We start from the raw sequence: 17953 nt of genomic DNA on the forward strand, positions 1-17953 counted from the left end.
ATAAACAAAAACTGTACTCTATTTAGGAGTACAGTTTTAGTGGGAGTAGGGTATTTGTCAACACAGACAGTCTGTCTGCTAGTGGCTTAAAGACGAATGTCCTTTAAGTTCCGACTTCTATTATCAATTATCTTCAGTGACGAATTGTGTGAGATCAACCTGTTTGGAATAGTCGATATCTTCAAAACCAAAGCCGTTCAAATTTAGGAACTCTTGTTTGAATCCGTGGTAATCACCCAACTGCTTGAAATTGGATTCGTTCATTTCTTTTAGAAGTAATGACACTTTCGCTTGAGTCTCTTCATTTAGTTCTAAGTCATCCAGGCGAATTAGGCGTTCATTATCTACAGGTGTAGTAACGTCTTCTCCTAGATAGAGTTTCTCGCTGAATAAACGCTGCATTTGCTCAATGCATCCTTCATGCGTGCCTTTTTCTTTCATCACTTGATAAAGCGCCAAAATGTATGGGCTTAACCCTGGAATAAATACGCTCGCTTTGGTTACCAAAGCTTTACATACAGAGGCGTATGCGCCGCCATTGTAATTTGCCAATTTCAGGTTAAGCGAATGGCTAGTCTGGTGAAGATCTACTTTTGCGTAACCCAGAGTGCCATCTAGATAGATAGGATGTGTGATTTCAGGACCTATGTACGAGAAAGCCACAGTTTTACAGCCTTCAGCGATAGAATCAGCATTGATCAGAGTGTCAATCCAGTTTTCCCAATCTTCACCGCCCATTACTTTGATAGTGCTGGTGATTTCTTCGTCCGTTGCAGGTTCAAGCGTACTGTTTACCCAGCTATCGTTTTCGAGAAGGATAGTGGATCCTGATACAGCTTCGCCGATAGGCTTAATAGCTGAACGCCAAAACTCGTTGCTGTCGCCTTTACGTCTCATGCCGCTTGCAATGCTGTATACGACCAGATCTACTTCACCTTCGAAGTAGGTTTCGATCGCTTCGATCACTTGCTCGCGAATTTCTTTAGAAAACACATCGCCATCAATATTCACGGCAACATTGCCATTTTTTTCTGCGTGTTTCTTAAAGAAATGGTTGTTGTAGTAACCAGCGCTGCCTACACCTTTTTCAGATGGACCTCGTTCCATAGAAACGCCGATAGTATCTGCGTTTGCTCCGCCGAATGTTAATGCGATACGTGCAGCTAACCCAAAGCCGGATGATGAGCCAAGAATCAAAACACGTTTGGGGCCGTGTTCAATTGGTTTTGCTGATTTAACGTATTGAATTTGTTTTAAAATGGCTTGTTCGCAACCGAAAGGGTGTGCGGTACGTGCAACCACACCCTGTATTACGGGTTCTATGAGCATTATTGGTACCTTTTGGTGCTAGGGGGCAGTAACAATATCGTAAAGCTAAGTAAAGTTTATTGAGCTGAGGCAACAGACCTACATATTTTTAGTCATAATGTAGGAAATGCTTTAAAGCAAAGGTTCTAACTGTTCTGCCATAAAGTCCGCTATCCAAGGTTGAGCATCAGGTTTTGGGTGAAGCCCGTCTTGCATCATCCATTCTGGTTTGACAATGACCTGTTCTAGGAAAAAGGGAATAAGAGGAACCGATTTTTCACTGGCGATGGTTGGATAAAGTTGTGAAAACGCTTCGCTATAACGTTTCCCGTAATTTGGCGGAATGCGAATTTGCATCAGAATGACTTGGCTATTTTGTGCCTGTATGGTGTCGATCATCGTTTTCAGGTTGTTTTCAACCAGTTGTGGAGGAAATCCGCGTAGACCATCATTAGCACCAAGTTCAATTAAAACGGAGTCAGGATTGTGTTGTTTTAACAAAGAAGGTAAGCGTGAAAGGCCGTTGCCTGTCGTATCACCAGAGATACTTCCGTTAATTACTGTTACAGATTTACCTTTGTTTTTTAAAGCATCCCCAAGCAAATTAGGCCAAGCTTGTTCAATGGACATGTTATAGCCGGCGCTCAAACTATCACCCAACACTAAGAGTGTGTTACTACTAGCGTTGGCCGAGAAAAGTACAACAAGAAGCAAGGAAAGTAGTCTAGTCATGCAATCATCCGTTATTTCAGCTCAATCTTTATCAAAAGTAGTCTCCACCAATCAGGAGCAATTAACAATCCTCAAAGAAGTGAATCTTGATATTCACCAAGGTGAAAGTGTCGCTATCGTAGGAACATCCGGAGCTGGCAAATCTACCTTGATGACACTTCTTGCCGGTTTGGACACGCCAACCAGTGGAGAAGTTCATCTTTTGGGCAAATCACTGACTGAGTTAGATGATGAGGCGAGAGCAGCTATTCGAAGTCAATCTGTGGGGTTTGTGTTTCAAAGTTTCTTACTAATTCCAAGTTTATCCGCGTTAGAAAACGTCACTTTACCGTGTCTATTAAAAGGTGAACCTGAAGACAAGCAGCGGGCTGAAGCACTGTTAAGGTCGGTTGGTTTGGAGCATCGAATTCATCATTCACCAAGTCAGCTGTCTGGTGGGGAACAGCAGCGTGTCGCTTTAGCGCGAGCATTTATGATTGGACCGCAAGTGCTATTTGCCGATGAACCTACAGGAAATCTTGATCAAGAAACCGCAGCAAAAGTGATCGATTTACTTTTTGAGCTCAACTCTCAACACGGAACGACATTGGTTTTAGTAACCCATGACCCTGTACTCGCGGCAAGATGTCAAAGACGTTTTCATATGGCCGCTGGCATGTTGGAGGAAAGAGTATGACTGTTGCTCCATCACTCAATAAACGCTTATTACGATGGAGTTTTAGTGAAATACGCCATGGACAACTTTGGCCAATTTCGATTGCTCTAACCTTAATTATTGCTTGTGTTTTTGCGCTAACGGCATTGGCAGATCGAATGGAGCAGGTGATTGTTAAGCAGGGTAAAGATGCCCTAACAGCAGACAGCGTTTTCGTATCGGCAAACCCGTTACCAACGCCGTTGCTAGTGCTGACGCAGAAAGATAAATTGCCAACATCAACGATGACTCGCTTTTCAACCATGGCATTTAGTGACAACGGTATGAAGTTAGTGACTGTTAAGGCTGTTGATAGTCAATACCCTTTGCGTGGCGAACTCGAATTGTCGGACGGTCAAACTGTTACACATCAAATTGAACCAAATCAGCTGTGGCTTGATGAGAGAATTTTCAACGAGCTCAATGTTAATATAGGTGACAATGTCACTATCGGTGATGCTGACTTTATGGTATCAGGGCGAGTGCTACAAGAACCGGGTTTAAGCTTTAATCCCTTTCAACAAATGCCTTCGGTGTTTATTCATCTGTCTGATGTAGAACGCACGGGCGCGATTCAAATCGGTAGCCGAGTGCAATATCAGTTGTTCATTAATGCTGAAGAACCCACGATAGAAAAATTGAAGAACGCTATTACACTAACGCCGAGTGAACGTTGGAGAGATCAAGATAGCGGCAGTAGAACCAACGAGGTATTTGAAAGGACTCAGCAATATTTATCTTTAACGGTTGCTATCGTCATCATCATGGCTGCCACTACTTTGGTACTGACTTGCCAGCACTATGTTTCAACACGTCAGCGCACTATAGCAATGCTTAAAAGTTTGGGTGCAAGTAAACGATGGGTTGGGCGATGGTTGGCTATTCAGGTTGCTCTGCTACTTGGATTTGCAGCCGTTAGCGGTATTTTTATTGGTATGGGGCTGGAATATCTGCTCAGAGTTCCATTAGTCGATTTGTTACCTACGCCTCTACCGAGCTACGGTTTAAAACCTGCTCTGGTTGCACTTACATCAAGTATCCTGATTGCGGTCCCTGCTTTAGGTATCCCGCTTGGTCATCTGCTAAATGTCAATGCGGCTAGTGTTATGCAAGAGAGTCGAAAGCAGAACCGAATGCGTTGGAATATCGTATTAATTCTTGTGCCTCTAGTACCAATGCTCACTGTCTATTGGCAAAACAAATTAGTGTGGATAGTGTTTGCTGGCATTTCAGTACTGTTTTTGATTCTTGCAGTGATCAGCGTGGTGGTGACGCGCTCACTGGCAAAGCTGCCACTTAATACATCTATGAAGCTTGCTCTGAGCCGAATTAACCGTTCATCGGTTGCCACAGGTATTCAGTTTGGCGCCTTATCACTGTCATTGATGCTGCTCGCTGTAATGTGGTTAGTTCGCACAGATTTGCTTTCAGACTGGCAGAAGACTCTTCCTGCAAACGCAGCTAACGCCTTTGCATTCAACATTGCGACATATGAAAAAGATGTCTACTTGGCAACGCTGGACAAAGCCAATATTGAACGTTCAGAAGCGTATCCAATTATTCGTGGGCGTTTAACACAAATAAATGATGTTGAAGCTAAAACTTATGCACATGGAGAAGGGCGCAGTGACGCATTAAGACGCGAACTTAACTTTACATGGAGTGACACCCTACCGACTTACAACGATTTAATCGCTGGAGAGTGGAAGCATTCTAACGGTGTGTCTGTAGAACAAGACGTTGCGGAAGATCTTGGTCTGAAAATTGGAGATAAGCTGACTTTTGTTATCAACAGCCAATCGATAGAAGCAACCGTAAACACGGTTCGTCACGTTGAATGGCGAGCGATGAAACCTAACTTCTACTTTATTTTTACCCCTGATTTATTGAAAGATATCCCAAGTTCGTGGCTAGTCAGCTTCAGAATTGAACAGCAACATGACGGAATACTGACTGAACTTTCTCGTAACCATCCAACGGTAAGTTTGATGGATATTCGGGCTATGGGAGCGAAAATTCAGGATTTGCTGACTCAAATAGTCTGGTCGATAACGGTTCTTGCTTTAATGGGCGTAATTTCTGGTATACTCCTGATTTTTACGCTATTACGCTTGAGTTTGAGTCAACGTCAGCAAGAAATTAGGCTTTATAGAACATTAGGAGCAAGTCGTCGTAGAGTGACACAGACGATATGGTCTGAATTTGGCTTAATGGCTTTGGTTGCAGGAATGGTTGCTGCTCTTAGCGCGGATGTAGTGGTTGCGAGTGTCATGAAATTTGGTTTTCAATTGTCACCATCGTTGCATTTGAATATGTGGTTGGTGCTACCAATCATCACTTTTTGCACATTAGCCGCTGTAGTGAATAGTTTGATTAGACGTTTGTTAGTTCCTATAAATAAAGCATTTAATTAGTGATTCCTTGAGTAAGTGAGAGAGTTATCCACAAAAACAGTGGATAAATGCTGGGATAACTCAACTCGCTTATACTATGTATTACGTTGTTAGCCCCGTAGAACCGAAGACCGCAGACAGTTCGTTATGCACAAGGTTAAAAAAACACCGATCACGAGATAGTGAGTCAAGAGATTTATTTGATTTTTTTGTATTGCAACTTTCATTCAGTCGATCTATAGCCGCGTAAAAAATGTGATTTTAATAACGTTTTATAAGCTTTAGAATGGGTTCAGTTTGAATGACTATCGGTAGCGAAATGTCACAGAATACTCAAAACTTTCCGTCGCCTCGTGTTGCCATCATTGGTGGCGGAGTGGCAGGAGCAACAGCAGCCGTTCACTTGGGTGAACTCGGCATTAATGTGCTCCTTCTGGAAAAAGGGCCTAGCCTTGTTAATGGCCCGCCAATTTGCCATCTCCACGCTGGTGGCAATTTATACAGAGAAATTTCAGAACAGCAGTGTATTGAGTTATTACGTCAATCGGTTGAAACGATACGTCTTTATCCACATACTTTGAACAAACGTCCTACAGTGATTGCCATTCCTGATACCGATTCAGGTGAGCCACATGACATCATTCCTCGTTTGGAAAAGATACAGGCTTGTTATCAACAGTTGGTTGATGAAGATCCTCGAAACCAAATCATGGGTGAACCGAGGCAATACTATTCTCTCTATCAGAGAGAGCAGCTAGAACAGCTTTCTCTGTTAGCTCAGCCAAAAGAGCCAGTAACAAGCGAAGAGTGGTTAATTCCTTTTGCTAAATATGCTGATTTAGATTCCATCAAGTATCCGGTTGTCGTTGTTCAGGAGTATGGATGGAGTGTTTTCAGGCTCGCTGCGAGTGCAGAACTGGCGTTAGGTTCGATGAAAAATTGTCAGGTAATGACTCACGCAACCTTAGTGAGTGCTGAGTTCGTTGAGCAATGTTGGCAGCTTATATATGTCGATATTGTGGGCAAACGCCACCAAATCGAAATTGACTATTTGATTAATGCTTGTGGTTACGAAACAGGTAAAGTCGATGACATGGCTCACTATCAACGTAAGCGCATGGTAGAGTTTAAAGCCGCCTACGTGACTCACTGGCCTGAGTGTCAACACGAATGGCCTGAAGTCGTCTTTCATGGCGAACGTGGTACACCAAAAGGAATGGCTCAGTTTACACCTTATGCTGACGGTGTTTTCCAACTACATGGTATGACTGAAGATATCACTTTGTTTAAAGATGGCTTAGTTATATCTGCGGAAAATTCTTCTCAACCTGTCCTCCCTAAGTACCTAGAACAAAAGATTCTCGAAGGTTGGCAGAGTGATGCGCTAAATGAGAGAACACAAAAAGCCATTGCTCATATCAGTCAGTATATGCCGGAATTTAAAGGTGCGAAGGTGGGTGGAAAGCCTTTGTATGGTGCTCAACAAATTCCTGGTTATGACGCCACGTTGCGAGCTGCAGACGTGACATTTGAAGACAATAACTATGCGCGAATGGAAGTAGTCAAAGGCTCATCAGCGTTGGAAGCCGTAAGAAAGATTGCATCTACTTGGCATCTGACAGATATGCAAACTGGGTATTCTATTGAGGAACAGCATCCTATCAGTATGTCTCTTACCGCAAGTGATATTGAATATCGAGCGAAGCAGTTAGCTCAAGAACGTGGTTATCCACAGGCTTTGGCTAAGTTTGTTGGCATGAAATAGCAATGAAAAGCCTCAGTTTCTGAAAGAGATTCTGGGGCTTTCTCTATGAACTTAGTTTGGGCTGGTTAGGCATCTAACTGAGCGCGAATTTTGGCGATCAGTTCAATCGCCGCATCATTGTCACCGTGAACACAAATCGTATCGGCTTCTATTGGAATGATCACACCATCAGAAGTACTAACTCTACCATATTCAGCAATTTGTTTAATTTGACTCAAGATAGTATCTTCACTGGTTAACACTGCGTTTGGCATAGAACGAGGTGTTAACTGTCCATTAGCTAAATAGGTTCGGTCTGCAAATGCTTCAAACAGCAGAGGAACATCGTAGTTATCCGCAATATCCAAATAACGCTGATTGTTACCGGATGCCAATATCATTAATGGAATGTTGAAACAGGAAACGGCATCGGCAACCGCTCGAAAAACGTCTTCATTTGCCATCATATCGTTATATAAAGCACCATGAGGTTTCACATAACTGACGTCTGTGTTTTTACTTTCGCACAGAGCTTTCAGTGCCCCAATTTGATAGATCAGTATTTCGCAGATTTCCTCCTCAGTAAACGACATCGAACGTCGGCCGAAACCTTGCAAATCAGGGTAGCCGGGATGTGCACCGATCTGAACATCATGCTGAATAGCGAAATCAATCGTGCGACTCATAACATGAGGATCTGATGCATGAAAGCCGCAGGCAATGTTTGCCATATCAACCCAGGGCATAACAAGTTCATCGTTGCCCATACTCCAATGACCAAAACTTTCGCCCATGTCGCAGTTAAGCGTGATAGTCCGTTTCTTCACGTGAATCATCGTTCCTTAGTATTTAACTTATTATAAAATACAGAATTAATTATAGATGAACAACGACATAGCTCATCGTTTGTTGCAAGGTTTGGCGTGAGTAACTTACAGCAACTGAATATCTGTATACTCGGAAGAGATCGTGAAGGAAAAGCGACGTGTATTAATGTTACGTTAGTGGTTATGTCATCAATAGGATACGACGACAACATTTTTGAGAATCTTATGAGTCTTTCATTAGAAGAGCTTTCAATGTTGAATGTAGAGATGGAAACGGCCACTAAATCAGCTCGGAGGCTAACGGACACCCCATCATCCGTTACTTAATGATATCATTACGGAAAATAAGCTTCTGTTTCGCCTATTTTGTATTCGGTCACTCCGACGCTGATGAGGCTCGGAAGCCGGCATCTGAACGATTACTTTCTCTGGTGCACCAACAAGATATAGTGGCACGATTATCAGGCGACGGGTTTGTTATCGTGATCAACCGAGTGATAGACAGTGTGTGCTGTTAATCTCACAAAGGTAGATCAAAACGATTGGACAAGATATTCAATATAAACAGCATTGTGTCAATGTTGGGGCAAGCATTGGCGTATACTATTCTAGATATCAATGAAGATAACTTAGATGCAATGATTAAAGTTGCATAGAATGCCATGTATAAGGCCAAAAATTGGCATGGGGCGCTTCGCTCTCATAGAGCTTTGTTCTCACATCAGAATTAATTTAAGAAATAGTTCTAGCAACAACAGATGTAGTAAACGGTTAGGTAAGCGGTGTTCAACTGCTTTATGGAGAGAATAATGAACGTATTAGTAACTGGTGGCATGGGTTATATAGGTAGCCATACATGCATCCAGATGATTCATGCAGGTATGACTCCTGTAATCTTGGATAACTTATACAACAGTAAATCAACAGTACTTGATCGTATAGAGAAAGTGGTTGGCGTTAGACCTGAGTTTGTAGAGGGAGATATTCGCGACAAAGCTCTGATGGTTGAACTACTGACTAAGCACAAAATCGATGCTGTTATTCACTTTGCAGGTTTAAAAGCAGTAGGCGAATCGGTTCAAAAGCCTCTGGAATATTACGACAACAATGTTAATGGGACTTTAGTTCTAGTTGCTGCGATGCGTGAGGCAGGTGTTAAGTCGATTGTATTTAGCTCATCTGCAACAGTCTATGGTGACCCTGCTTCTGTACCAATCACAGAAGATTTTCCTACTAGTGCAACTAACCCTTATGGCCGTAGCAAATTAATGGTTGAAGAGTGTCTGACAGATTTTCAGAACGCTAACCCAGACTGGAGCATAACTCTGCTTCGCTACTTTAATCCGGTAGGTTCTCATCCTTCAGGTGAGTTGGGTGAAGACCCGCAAGGTATCCCAAACAACTTAATGCCATTTGTTTCCCAAGTTGCAGTCGGTCGTAGGGAGTTTCTTTCAGTGTTTGGCAGTGATTATCCGACTAAAGATGGTACAGGTGTACGTGATTATATTCACGTGATGGATCTAGCGGATGGACATATCGCGGCACTACAGAAAGTAGGGCAGAAATCTGGCTTACATGTTTATAACTTAGGTACAGGCACCGGTTATAGTGTGTTGGAAATGGTTAAAGCATTTGAACAAGCTTCGAATAAGCAAGTTCCATATAAGTTAGTGGAAAGACGCCCTGGTGACATTGCTGAGTGTTGGGCTGATCCAGCGAAAGCAGAAAAAGAACTGGGCTGGAAAGCCTCTCGTACGTTAGAAGAAATGACTCAGGATACTTGGCGTTGGCAAGCAAATAATCCACAAGGTTATCCATAGGTATAATTAGATGAGCAAATAAAAAGCGGCTAATTAAGCCGCTTTTTTACTAGTTTGTCTAATCAATTCGTCCTGTATCGGCTTAACGTTTCAACTAGGTTACGTGTCGCTTGGGCAATGTTGCGAATACCAATTGAGGATTGCTCTGCAACGCCACGGAGTGAGTTTGATTGATTGCGAATGTCGCTTAGTTCTGACGCAATATCATTCGCTACAGAGCTTTGTTCTTCAGCTGACGTTGCGATTTGCACACTAAGGTCGTTAATCAAACGAGCAGACTCTGCTATTTGGTTTACATCGCTACCAATCGACGTCACTAGTTGACTACTGGTTTGAGCTTGGCTAACTGTTTGATCAGTAATTTTAGCAATATTTTGGGTTTCAGTTTGCAGCTTGCCAATCATAGATTGAATTTCTACCGTTGCAGCTTGAGTGCGGCTTGCAAGAGTTCTTACCTCATCTGCAACAACGGCAAAGCCTCGACCTTGTTCACCAGCACGAGCTGCTTCAATTGCAGCGTTCAGAGCAAGTAAGTTTGTTTGCTCTGAAATCGCATTAATTGTAGTAATAACATCGTTAATCTTTATCGCGTTTTCATTTAACGTGGTCACTGACGAAGAAGTTTGAGCTATGTAACCCGTTAACTGTTCAATTTCATTGATAGCTTGTTGAACTCGGTTATGACTGCTTCTAACTTGCTGGGAATCACTCTCGGTTTGTTGCGTTGCTTTTAAAGCAATATTTGAAACCTCATTAGCAGATGCGGTCATCTCTTCCATAGCGGTCGCAACAGAATCAAGAGAAGAATACTGTCTTTGAATTTGCGTTTCACTTTCCTTCATCTCGTCCGCAAAAGAAGCTGACGTTTCGCTTAAGGTTGTGGAGTTTTCTTTCACAGCCACTACAAGGGCACTTAAAGTATCCATTGCATTGTCCATAGCACAACCAATCGTACCGAATTCGTCTCGGCCAGCGTGGAATCCTAAACGAGAAGTTAAGTCACCATCTGCGATTTTCTTTGTGGTTGTATAGAGCACCCACAGAGCGCCACCGATAAAAGTGGCTACCCAATAGATGAAAATGGCGAACGGAATCACCCACAAAAATGAAAGTAAGAATGTGTTGAATGCGTCCGTTCGAGCCTTTTGTTCTTGCTTCGCAAAATTGCTGGTGAGCGAGTATATCTTACCATCTGCTGCTTTCGCTGTAGCGGTAACAACGCCATTATAATACTGGGTTGCGCTTAAAGATGAACGAGTCTCTAAGCCTGCAATCGTATTGATGTTTGATTGAGAGACGATACCTTGCAGCTTGTATTCAACAGCAAGTTTTGATTGAGTTTGAATACTATTCAACATATCGAAATAACGAGCGCCAGATAGACTTGCGACTGCTAATAAAAATAGTGCGAATATTACCCACATTTTATCGTTAATAGACATCTTGATGAAGATTCGATCTATTGTTCGAAACTGAACTTCTTTCATTGGTACTCCGAAAAGCAACTTATAGTGATTCTGATGTAAGAAGCATCCTACTATTTGTGTGCTGTGTGTCGTATTTGTTTTTGCAATAATTGAAATTAAATTTACTAAAATGAGATATTGATCAATTCATTTATTATTGAACAAAAAAGGGCAAATACGTTGGTATTTGCCCTTTTACTTTTCAACCAGCTTAAATTATCCCAATGATGGAAGTACACCTGCTGTAATTAATAACTGTGAACCGATAATCACAATACCCACCGCACCCGTTGCGATAAGAGCGACGTTGCCACCTCCAACTTGATAATGCTCGTCTGTAGCCGTTTGACGCACACGTACAACCATAACCAAAGGGAGGAAAATTGCTAAAACTGCCAACGCGATAGCTGCGTAACCCAGTGCCATGATAAAACCTTGAGGGTAGTACAAAGCAAAGATCAAAGGTGGTGTGAAGGTTACAAGCGATGCTGCGACTCTGTTTATTCCGCCATTCTTCTTACTAATAGTGTCACCCATGAATTCAAACAAACCTAAACTTACACCTAAGAATGAAGTGAGCAATGCAAGGTCAGCGAAAATACCGATCACGTTACCAAGATTTGATTGATGTACTGTTTGAGAAAGTGTTGCGATTAATGCGCTAAGACCTGAGTTGTCGATAAGATCTGGCTGACTTACCACACCAAGCGTTACAACTTGCCAGAAAATATACACAATCAATGGAATTGCAGAGCCGACGATAATAGCTTTGCGTAGAGAAGGTGTGTGACCGTCCAAGTAGTTTACAATCGCGGGAATGCTGCCGTGGAATCCAAATGAGGTAAAAATCACAGGGATTGAAGCTACAACAAGACCTTGACCTACAGGCATACTCAGTAAATACGATTGAGTAACGTTTGGTGCAAGAAATGTAAGGACAACAACCATGGCAACAATTTTACCGGCAAATAGAAGACGGTTTACTTTGTCTACAGTGGCTGTACCGATAGTGACAATCGCTGCTACGATTAAAGTGAAAATCAAAGTACCAATTTGGCTGTTGATCTCAGTGCCAGTAAAACTTGCAATACGATGAGTGAATTGAGCACCACCTCCTGCGATGTAAGCTGCACACAAAGCGTAAAACAAAAACAGCATGGAAAATGTCGCCACCCACTTGCCTTTATCCCCTAAAATTTGCTTTGCAAGGGTATGCAATGTCGCATCTTTATCAGCGTATTGATGAATTTCTACCATCAGCAAAGCGGTAAAAGACATCAATGCCCAAAGACCAAGCATAATAACTAAAGAAGTCGAAAATCCAATTCCTGCGGATGCAAGTGGCAGAGCAAGCATACCTGCACCGATAGTGGTGCCCGCAATAATCAAAGTACTGCCTAAAAGCTTTGATTTCATCATCTGTAAACTTATTTTTACTCTAGTTGTGTTGTTTGAGATTTTGTTCGAATAATAATCAATTAATATGGTTTTATTCGCTAGTTTTGCGATATTCTGTAGAACTTAACTGTGAGCGTCAATTATTTTGTACATATTAAATTCCACTCATGTAAATAAAAGTGTACGAATATGACTTAAGTTAATGTGAGGGCTTATAATTTTGGAACTTAAATTGAACAGCTCATTATGTATGCACATATAATCAAGCAAACAAAGAAAGGAATAGTCTAAGTATTTTGGAATGAATTATCTCGCTCATTTACATATAGCTGAAGAATCTGACAGCAACTTACTCGGTAACCTGCTCGGCGATTTTGTCAAAGGTGATCCGAGTGAACAGTATTCGCATGAAATTGTGCAGGGCATTCGACTTCATCGATGGGTGGATGCTTACACAGATAGTCATGAGTTAATGCTAGAAGCTAAAACCTTGTTCCCCAAATCGACTCGTCGTTTTTCACCAATAGCATTGGACATGTTCTGGGATCATTGTTTAGCAAAAAACTGGCAACATTTTCATTTACTGTCTTTACGTGAGTTTGTTATTAGTGCAGAAGAGAGAGTAAGAGGCGATCACTCTTCTTTGTTACCTGAACAATATATTAAGGTAAGCAATAGAATGTGGCAGGGTAGATGGTTAGAATCTTACACCGATTTTGAAAACATTCGTTTTGCTTTGCAGAGAATGTCTACGAGAAGAGAAAGGCTGAAGCCTTTGGCAGAGTGTCACGAGAGTCTTGCGGACTCTTATCAGGATCTTGAAACACTTTTCTTTGCTCTATATCCACAAGTATTAGAGAAAGCAAAAACCATTCGCTTTTGATACAATCCGCCGCCCAAACTAAAAGCCATCATGTGGTAAGGTATAATTGCTCACAATTGGCTATTAGGGACTGAATCTTTTTCGCTGAATTTAAATGGTATCCAATGTCTGAACAGATCGCTAATTTTCAACAATTAGGTATTCAACCTGCCTTAGTCACAACGTTGTCCGCCATTGGTATTGAAGTACCTACAGCTATTCAAACGCATGCCATTCCACAAGTGTTGGATGGGCGAGACGTATTGGCTGGCGCTCAAACCGGTACGGGTAAAACAGCTGCGTTTGGTTTGCCACTAATACAACGCTTTATCGAAAATCCAAGTGATTTAGAACGAAAAGGCAAAGATATACGTTCATTGGTTTTGGTGCCAACTCGCGAGTTAGCGCAGCAAGTGTTTGATAATTTGACCGAATATGCCAAAGGTCAAAATCTCAAAATTGTCACGGCTTATGGAGGCACAAGTATGAAAGTGCAGGTGGACAATCTGCGAGGTGGTGCAGACATTTTAATTGCTACACCGGGGCGACTTTTAGACCATGCTCATGTCAAAACACTTTATTTAGGTACCGTAGAAGTTCTGGTTCTCGATGAAGCCGATCGCATGCTAGATATGGGGTTTATGCCCGATATTCAAAGAGTACTCCGAAAACTCAATCGTGCTCGCCAGACATTGTTTTTCTCTGCCACCTTTGATAAAAAAATCAAAGAGATCGCCTATAAAATGATGCTCGATCCAGTTGAAGTGCAGGTATCACCTAGCAATTCAACAGCGGCGACAGTTAGACAGATGATTTACCCCGTCAACAAAAAGCGCAAAAGAGAGCTGTTAGCGTATTTGATTGGTTCTAGAAACTGGCAACAAGTGTTGGTGTTTACCAAAACTAAGCAGGGCAGTGATGCCCTCGCAGCAGAGCTCAAATTGGATGGTATCAAAGCTGCCTCAATTAACGGGGATAAGAGCCAAGGAGCGAGACAAAAAGCGCTTGATGATTTTAAAGCGGGGAAAGTGAGAGCGCTTATTGCGACTGACGTGGCTGCACGTGGTTTGGATATCGAACAACTGGAACAAGTTGTTAACTACGATATGCCCTTTAAAGCTGAAGATTACGTACATAGAATTGGACGCACAGGCAGAGCTGGTAAAGAAGGCTTAGCTGTTTCATTGATGAGCCAAGATGAAGAGTCTTTATTGCATGCTATTGAACGCTTATTGGATCAACGACTGCCTCAAGAGTGGCTACAAGGGTTCGAGCCAACGATTGAACCCGTGTTTGATGATAGTCGACCAGTAAACCGAAATAGCCGATCTGCTGAAAAAAGAAAGATGAAAGCAAAACTAAAAATTCATGCTAGTCGTGGCAAGAAGAAATAGGTTTACGTAGGGTTTCCGATTTGAAAGGGCTGCATCTTGCAGCCCTTAGTCATGTTTAGACGCTATAGTTAAATTTTTATATATAACGAGTTACGTTTGTCACGTTAACGAATGTTAGCAAGCAGTTCATAAGAACGAAGTTTGCTTTGATGATCGAATATCATTGCATTTATCATAATTTCATCAGCCTGAGTTCGAGCAACTAAACTCATAATTCTCTCTTTCACGGTTTCTGGACTGCCGTGAATCGACTCGCGTAATTGGGTCTCAATATGATGTTTTTCATGTGGTAACCAAATAGGATCCATGCTTTGAACTGGAGGAGCAAGTTTGCTCCTTGAGCCTCTAATCATTGAAAGAAACTTCTGCTTTTCCGTTGTACCAAGGTACTTAGCTTCATCATTAGTTTCGGCCACTATTATGTTTACACCGATCATTACATACGGTTTATCGAATTGATCTGACGGTGTGAAATTGTCTCGGTAAATTTCCAAAGCGCGTGACATCGAATCTGGTGCAAAATGTGCTGCGAAAGCAAAAGGCAGACCTTTGATTCCTGCCAGGCGTGCGCTGTAGGTACTGGATCCCAATAACCAAATTGGTATTTGTGAGTTGTTGCCCGGATAAGCCTTCACGGGTTGATGAGTCGAGATAGGCCCCATAAAAAACTGCAGTTCTTCCAGTAACTCATCAAAATCTGGTTCCATTCGTTCTGGCTCTCTTCGAAGTGCGTGCATTGTCGAATGGTCTGTCCCTGGAGCTCGCCCCAGTCCCAAATCGATGCGATTAGGATAAAGGGCTTCTAAAGTACCAAATTGCTCTGCGATGACCAAAGGCGCGTGATTGGGGAGCATTATTCCACCAGACCCCAAGCGGATTGACTGAGTATGAGCGCCTACATGGCTTAATAGTACAGACGTTGCAGCACTAGCGATATCCGGCATGTTATGATGTTCAGCCATCCAGAATCTTTCATAACCCAGTTTTTCGGCGTGCTGGGCAAGTGAAACTGTATTCTTAAAGGTTGTATGAAAATCTGCACCTTCTGAGACAGGTGCCAAATCCAACACTGAAAACTTAGGTAGGAACATGATGTACTTTGTCTATCGATAATCATGCTGCCACTATGCATCTTTCCGTTGTTAATAAAAACCATGAGTTTTCGAAGGAAATACTCAAATAATGAAGTTCAGCTGGCATTTAATGAGTCAGATAAATCCGAGTTTAACGACTAACGACTTTGGTTATACGCTTATTCTACTGGCTAATTACGTTTATGTTTTTAGTTACCATATGAACCACACTGATTTATTGAATGTATTTTGACCATACAATACCGAGCGCATTGATCGTCAATTGTTCGTGTTGTTTATGTTATGAGCGCATCGGAGCGTTTATTAGTCATTCGATTGAAAAATAAAGATTTTGTTATTGACCCTTAATAAGAATGGGTTAAAGTAATCCTCGTTCGCACATGAAGCTGTGGGCAGATGGTGTCACCATCGCATTATGCGTTGCCCTGGTGGTGAAATTGGTAGACACAAGGGATTTAAAATCCCTCGACTTTCGAGTCGTGCCGGTTCAAGTCCGGCCCGGGGCACCATCGAATTTCTTATAAAGGCGCGTTAGCAGAGTGGTTATGCACCGGATTGCAAATCCGTGTACATCGGTTCGATTCCGGTACGCGCCTCCATTTCCTTTTTGTTTATTTTTCCTATCTTTTATAAATAACTACTTTTAAGAGAATAAGCATCAGTACCGACTGTATATTTAGCTAATTTTCTCTTTCCCTATACACATCTAAGCTGCGATTTATCTCGACAATTTTTAAAACTATGCACAATTTAATGGCAATTCTTTAGTTGACTCAGCTATGTATGATGGAATGTATTTTTTGTAGGAAACGGATTCTCCTAAATCGACAAATAAGTTTTTGTTTCACAAAAATATTCATATCACAAAAACGACAACTTGATAGTGTCAGCGATATAGTGAAAACGTTAAGACATATAGATAACGCTTGCCACAACGTCATTGCATGTATGTCGGAGATCCTGAAGGCATCGAGATTATATGAATTTGCACTGTAGGATAAATAAACAAACTGGTGTTCATCTGTACGCTAACGTTGGTTTATTCAGCAGTCGGTGAGTAAGTTGAAAGTTTTTTGTTGACCTCAGAGCTAATTTCGCTAAAGTACGCCTCGTTCACAAGATAAAGCTGTGAATAGATGGTGTCACCATCGCATTATGCGTTGCCCTGGTGGTGAAATTGGTAGACACAAGGGATTTAAAATCCCTCGACTTTCGAGTCGTGCCGGTTCAAGTCCGGCCCGGGGCACCATCGAATTTCTTATAAAGGCGCGTTAGCAGAGTGGTTATGCACCGGATTGCAAATCCGTGTACATCGGTTCGATTCCGGTACGCGCCTCCATTTCCTCTGCGCTTGCTCTCAGCTTTTACTCACACATACTTATTTTAATCCCATTTCACCAAATGTCTTAGTTACGATGTCACATATTCGTCTTTGTGAGAATTGAATGACTTTTCGTCGTCATGCTGTGGTATGGTCGCACATGAGTTTGGTTGTTTGTTTAAATCGTACACAAAGACCAAAAAAGCATGTCTACAAAGGTATTCACAGCAATATGGAAAAAATCGCCATTCTCGTAGATGTACAGAATGTCTACTACACCTGTAAAGAACGATATCAACTTAATTTCAATTACAACCAGTTTTGGGAAAAGGTGACCAATGGACGTACAGTGGTAAAAGCCAATGCTTACGCTATCGCCAGCAAAGATGTTGGTCAGCGTCAGTTTCACCATATATTGCGTGGTATTGGATTTGAAGTAATGTTAAAGCCATTTATTCAACGCCGTGACGGTAGCGCAAAGGGCGACTGGGATGTGGGTATTACTCTTGATGCTATAGAGTTAGCCGAGCAAGTTGACGTAGTGGTTTTGGTTTCAGGGGATGGAGATTTTGACTTACTTGCCAAACGCATTCAGCAAAGATTCGGCAAGCAAGTTGAAGTTTATGGAGTACCGGGTCTAACCGCCAATAGCTTGGTGGAAGCTGCTGACAAATACGTCGCTATTGATGATGAGCTATTACTCTGGTGATTGAGTTTCACCTTCAGCTGCGGTTTGTTGAGCTTCATCAGCCTCCAGCTTAGCACGCTCAGCTTTTGAAACGTAGCGAGGCTTATTGCTTTTATGTAGCTTCGCATTTTGTTGCTTCAGCTTCTTTTGTAAAATTTGATTGATTTTCTTTTTACGATTCATGATTTTCACATCTGAGGAACATGAGGGAG

Annotated in this window: 16 protein-coding genes and 4 tRNA genes; 13 read left to right on the forward strand and 7 right to left on the reverse strand. The window is 42.0% G+C overall.

Going from position 1 to position 17953, the window contains the following annotated elements; translation table 11 throughout:
* Positions 1-123: 123 nt before the first annotated feature.
* Positions 124-1329, reverse strand: coding sequence for an enoyl-ACP reductase FabV (fabV, locus tag G5S32_RS19415; RefSeq protein ID WP_165313797.1), 1206 nt, complete (start codon positions 1327-1329; stop codon positions 124-126).
* A gap of 111 nt (positions 1330-1440) precedes the next feature.
* On the reverse strand, positions 1441-2040 hold the full coding sequence (gene tesA / locus G5S32_RS19420; RefSeq protein WP_165313798.1) for a multifunctional acyl-CoA thioesterase I/protease I/lysophospholipase L1: 600 nt from the start codon (positions 2038-2040) through the stop codon (positions 1441-1443).
* On the opposite strand from tesA, the gene G5S32_RS19425 reads away from it, so the two are divergent.
* The 3 genes from G5S32_RS19425 to G5S32_RS19435 all read left to right on the forward strand — a co-directional run bounded on the left by G5S32_RS19425 (position 2039) and on the right by G5S32_RS19435 (position 6892).
* Positions 2039-2716, forward strand: a complete 678-nt coding sequence (locus G5S32_RS19425; RefSeq protein WP_165313799.1) for an ABC transporter ATP-binding protein — start codon at positions 2039-2041, stop codon at positions 2714-2716. The genes tesA and G5S32_RS19425 overlap by 2 nt on opposite strands.
* Entirely contained in the window at positions 2713-5148 is a 2436-nt protein-coding gene (locus G5S32_RS19430; RefSeq protein ID WP_165313800.1) for an ABC transporter permease, read from the forward strand. The genes G5S32_RS19425 and G5S32_RS19430 overlap by 4 nt, the downstream gene beginning before the upstream one ends.
* A 298-nt stretch (positions 5149-5446) precedes the next feature.
* Positions 5447-6892 carry an FAD-dependent oxidoreductase gene (locus G5S32_RS19435; RefSeq protein ID WP_425509211.1) on the forward strand — a complete coding sequence of 482 codons (1446 nt, stop codon included), beginning with the start codon at positions 5447-5449 and terminating at the stop codon, positions 6890-6892.
* Between the two features lie 65 nt (positions 6893-6957).
* Here G5S32_RS19435 and G5S32_RS19440 read toward each other — a convergent pair whose 3' ends face one another.
* Complete coding sequence (locus G5S32_RS19440) at positions 6958-7698, reverse strand: 5-oxoprolinase subunit PxpA (protein WP_207621642.1); 741 nt, start codon at positions 7696-7698, stop codon at positions 6958-6960.
* 96 nt (positions 7699-7794) lie between these two features.
* Here G5S32_RS19440 and G5S32_RS19445 point away from each other — a divergent pair, with 96 nt between their 5' ends.
* The 3 genes from G5S32_RS19445 to galE all read left to right on the forward strand — a co-directional run bounded on the left by G5S32_RS19445 (position 7795) and on the right by galE (position 9518).
* The gene (locus G5S32_RS19445) at positions 7795-8025 is read left to right on the forward strand and encodes a hypothetical protein (RefSeq protein ID WP_165313803.1); all 231 of its coding nucleotides are present in this window, start codon (positions 7795-7797) and stop codon (positions 8023-8025) included.
* Positions 8025-8216, forward strand: a complete 192-nt coding sequence (locus G5S32_RS21735) for a diguanylate cyclase domain-containing protein (RefSeq protein WP_165313804.1) — start codon at positions 8025-8027, stop codon at positions 8214-8216. The genes G5S32_RS19445 and G5S32_RS21735 overlap by 1 nt, the downstream gene beginning before the upstream one ends.
* A 291-nt stretch (positions 8217-8507) precedes the next feature.
* Positions 8508-9518 (forward strand): UDP-glucose 4-epimerase GalE, encoded by a 1011-nt coding sequence (gene galE, locus G5S32_RS19455; RefSeq protein ID WP_165313805.1) that lies wholly within the window; start codon positions 8508-8510, stop codon positions 9516-9518.
* A gap of 62 nt (positions 9519-9580) precedes the next feature.
* Here the strand turns inward: galE and G5S32_RS19460 are convergent, their stop codons facing one another.
* Positions 9581-11005, reverse strand: a complete 1425-nt coding sequence (locus G5S32_RS19460) for a methyl-accepting chemotaxis protein (protein WP_165313806.1) — start codon at positions 11003-11005, stop codon at positions 9581-9583.
* A 195-nt stretch (positions 11006-11200) separates the two neighbouring features.
* Complete coding sequence (locus G5S32_RS19465; RefSeq protein WP_165313807.1) at positions 11201-12403, reverse strand: aromatic amino acid transport family protein; 1203 nt, start codon at positions 12401-12403, stop codon at positions 11201-11203.
* Positions 12404-12683: 280 nt separating this feature from the next.
* Here G5S32_RS19465 and G5S32_RS19470 point away from each other — a divergent pair, with 280 nt between their 5' ends.
* Positions 12684-13265, forward strand: a complete 582-nt coding sequence (locus tag G5S32_RS19470) for an acyl carrier protein phosphodiesterase (RefSeq protein WP_165313808.1) — start codon at positions 12684-12686, stop codon at positions 13263-13265.
* A gap of 104 nt (positions 13266-13369) precedes the next feature.
* Complete coding sequence (locus G5S32_RS19475) at positions 13370-14638, forward strand: DEAD/DEAH box helicase (protein WP_165313809.1); 1269 nt, start codon at positions 13370-13372, stop codon at positions 14636-14638.
* A gap of 104 nt (positions 14639-14742) precedes the next feature.
* Here the strand turns inward: G5S32_RS19475 and G5S32_RS19480 are convergent, their stop codons facing one another.
* Positions 14743-15729 (reverse strand): LLM class flavin-dependent oxidoreductase, encoded by a 987-nt coding sequence (locus tag G5S32_RS19480; RefSeq protein ID WP_165313810.1) that lies wholly within the window; start codon positions 15727-15729, stop codon positions 14743-14745.
* Between the two features lie 425 nt (positions 15730-16154).
* Between G5S32_RS19480 and G5S32_RS19485 the strand changes: the two genes are divergently transcribed.
* The 5 genes from G5S32_RS19485 to G5S32_RS19505 all read left to right on the forward strand — a co-directional run bounded on the left by G5S32_RS19485 (position 16155) and on the right by G5S32_RS19505 (position 17762).
* A tRNA-Leu gene (locus G5S32_RS19485) sits at positions 16155-16241 on the forward strand.
* A gap of 16 nt (positions 16242-16257) precedes the next feature.
* Positions 16258-16331 (forward strand) — tRNA-Cys (locus G5S32_RS19490).
* Positions 16332-16894: 563 nt separating this feature from the next.
* A tRNA-Leu gene (locus tag G5S32_RS19495) sits at positions 16895-16981 on the forward strand.
* A gap of 16 nt (positions 16982-16997) precedes the next feature.
* Positions 16998-17071: transfer RNA gene (locus G5S32_RS19500), tRNA-Cys, on the forward strand.
* Positions 17072-17285: 214 nt separating this feature from the next.
* A complete protein-coding gene (locus G5S32_RS19505; protein ID WP_165314211.1) occupies positions 17286-17762 on the forward strand; it encodes a LabA-like NYN domain-containing protein in 477 nt (158 codons plus the stop codon).
* On the opposite strand, the gene G5S32_RS19510 is transcribed toward G5S32_RS19505, so the two are convergent.
* On the reverse strand, positions 17751-17924 hold the full coding sequence (locus tag G5S32_RS19510; protein WP_165313811.1) for a DUF2986 domain-containing protein: 174 nt from the start codon (positions 17922-17924) through the stop codon (positions 17751-17753). The two genes, G5S32_RS19505 and G5S32_RS19510, sit on opposite strands and share 12 nt — an antisense overlap.
* Between the last annotated feature and the right edge of the window lie 29 nt (positions 17925-17953).

It is taken from the genome of Vibrio ziniensis (assembly GCF_011064285.1).
In the GTDB taxonomy this organism is placed as follows: Bacteria; Pseudomonadota; Gammaproteobacteria; order Enterobacterales; family Vibrionaceae; genus Vibrio; species Vibrio ziniensis.

What these genes read in the sequence shown, in the direction of transcription:
- G5S32_RS19435 (WP_425509211.1), top strand. Translation starts at nt 5,447, where the DNA reads ATGTCACAGAATACTCAAAACTTTCCGTCGCCTCGTGTTGCCATCATT.
- G5S32_RS19470 (WP_165313808.1), top strand. Translation starts at nt 12,684, where the DNA reads ATGAATTATCTCGCTCATTTACATATAGCTGAAGAATCTGACAGCAAC.
- G5S32_RS19465 (WP_165313807.1), bottom strand. Translation starts at nt 12,403, where the DNA reads ATGATGAAATCAAAGCTTTTAGGCAGTACTTTGATTATTGCGGGCACC.
- G5S32_RS19510 (WP_165313811.1), bottom strand. Translation starts at nt 17,924, where the DNA reads ATGAATCGTAAAAAGAAAATCAATCAAATTTTACAAAAGAAGCTGAAG.
- G5S32_RS21735 (WP_165313804.1), top strand. Translation starts at nt 8,025, where the DNA reads ATGATATCATTACGGAAAATAAGCTTCTGTTTCGCCTATTTTGTATTC.
- G5S32_RS19430 (WP_165313800.1), top strand. Translation starts at nt 2,713, where the DNA reads ATGACTGTTGCTCCATCACTCAATAAACGCTTATTACGATGGAGTTTT.
- G5S32_RS19425 (WP_165313799.1), top strand. Translation starts at nt 2,039, where the DNA reads ATGCAATCATCCGTTATTTCAGCTCAATCTTTATCAAAAGTAGTCTCC.
- tesA (WP_165313798.1), bottom strand. Translation starts at nt 2,040, where the DNA reads ATGACTAGACTACTTTCCTTGCTTCTTGTTGTACTTTTCTCGGCCAAC.
- G5S32_RS19505 (WP_165314211.1), top strand. Translation starts at nt 17,286, where the DNA reads ATGGAAAAAATCGCCATTCTCGTAGATGTACAGAATGTCTACTACACC.
- G5S32_RS19460 (WP_165313806.1), bottom strand. Translation starts at nt 11,005, where the DNA reads ATGAAAGAAGTTCAGTTTCGAACAATAGATCGAATCTTCATCAAGATG.
- G5S32_RS19480 (WP_165313810.1), bottom strand. Translation starts at nt 15,729, where the DNA reads ATGTTCCTACCTAAGTTTTCAGTGTTGGATTTGGCACCTGTCTCAGAA.
- galE (WP_165313805.1), top strand. Translation starts at nt 8,508, where the DNA reads ATGAACGTATTAGTAACTGGTGGCATGGGTTATATAGGTAGCCATACA.
- fabV (WP_165313797.1), bottom strand. Translation starts at nt 1,329, where the DNA reads ATGCTCATAGAACCCGTAATACAGGGTGTGGTTGCACGTACCGCACAC.
- G5S32_RS19475 (WP_165313809.1), top strand. Translation starts at nt 13,370, where the DNA reads ATGTCTGAACAGATCGCTAATTTTCAACAATTAGGTATTCAACCTGCC.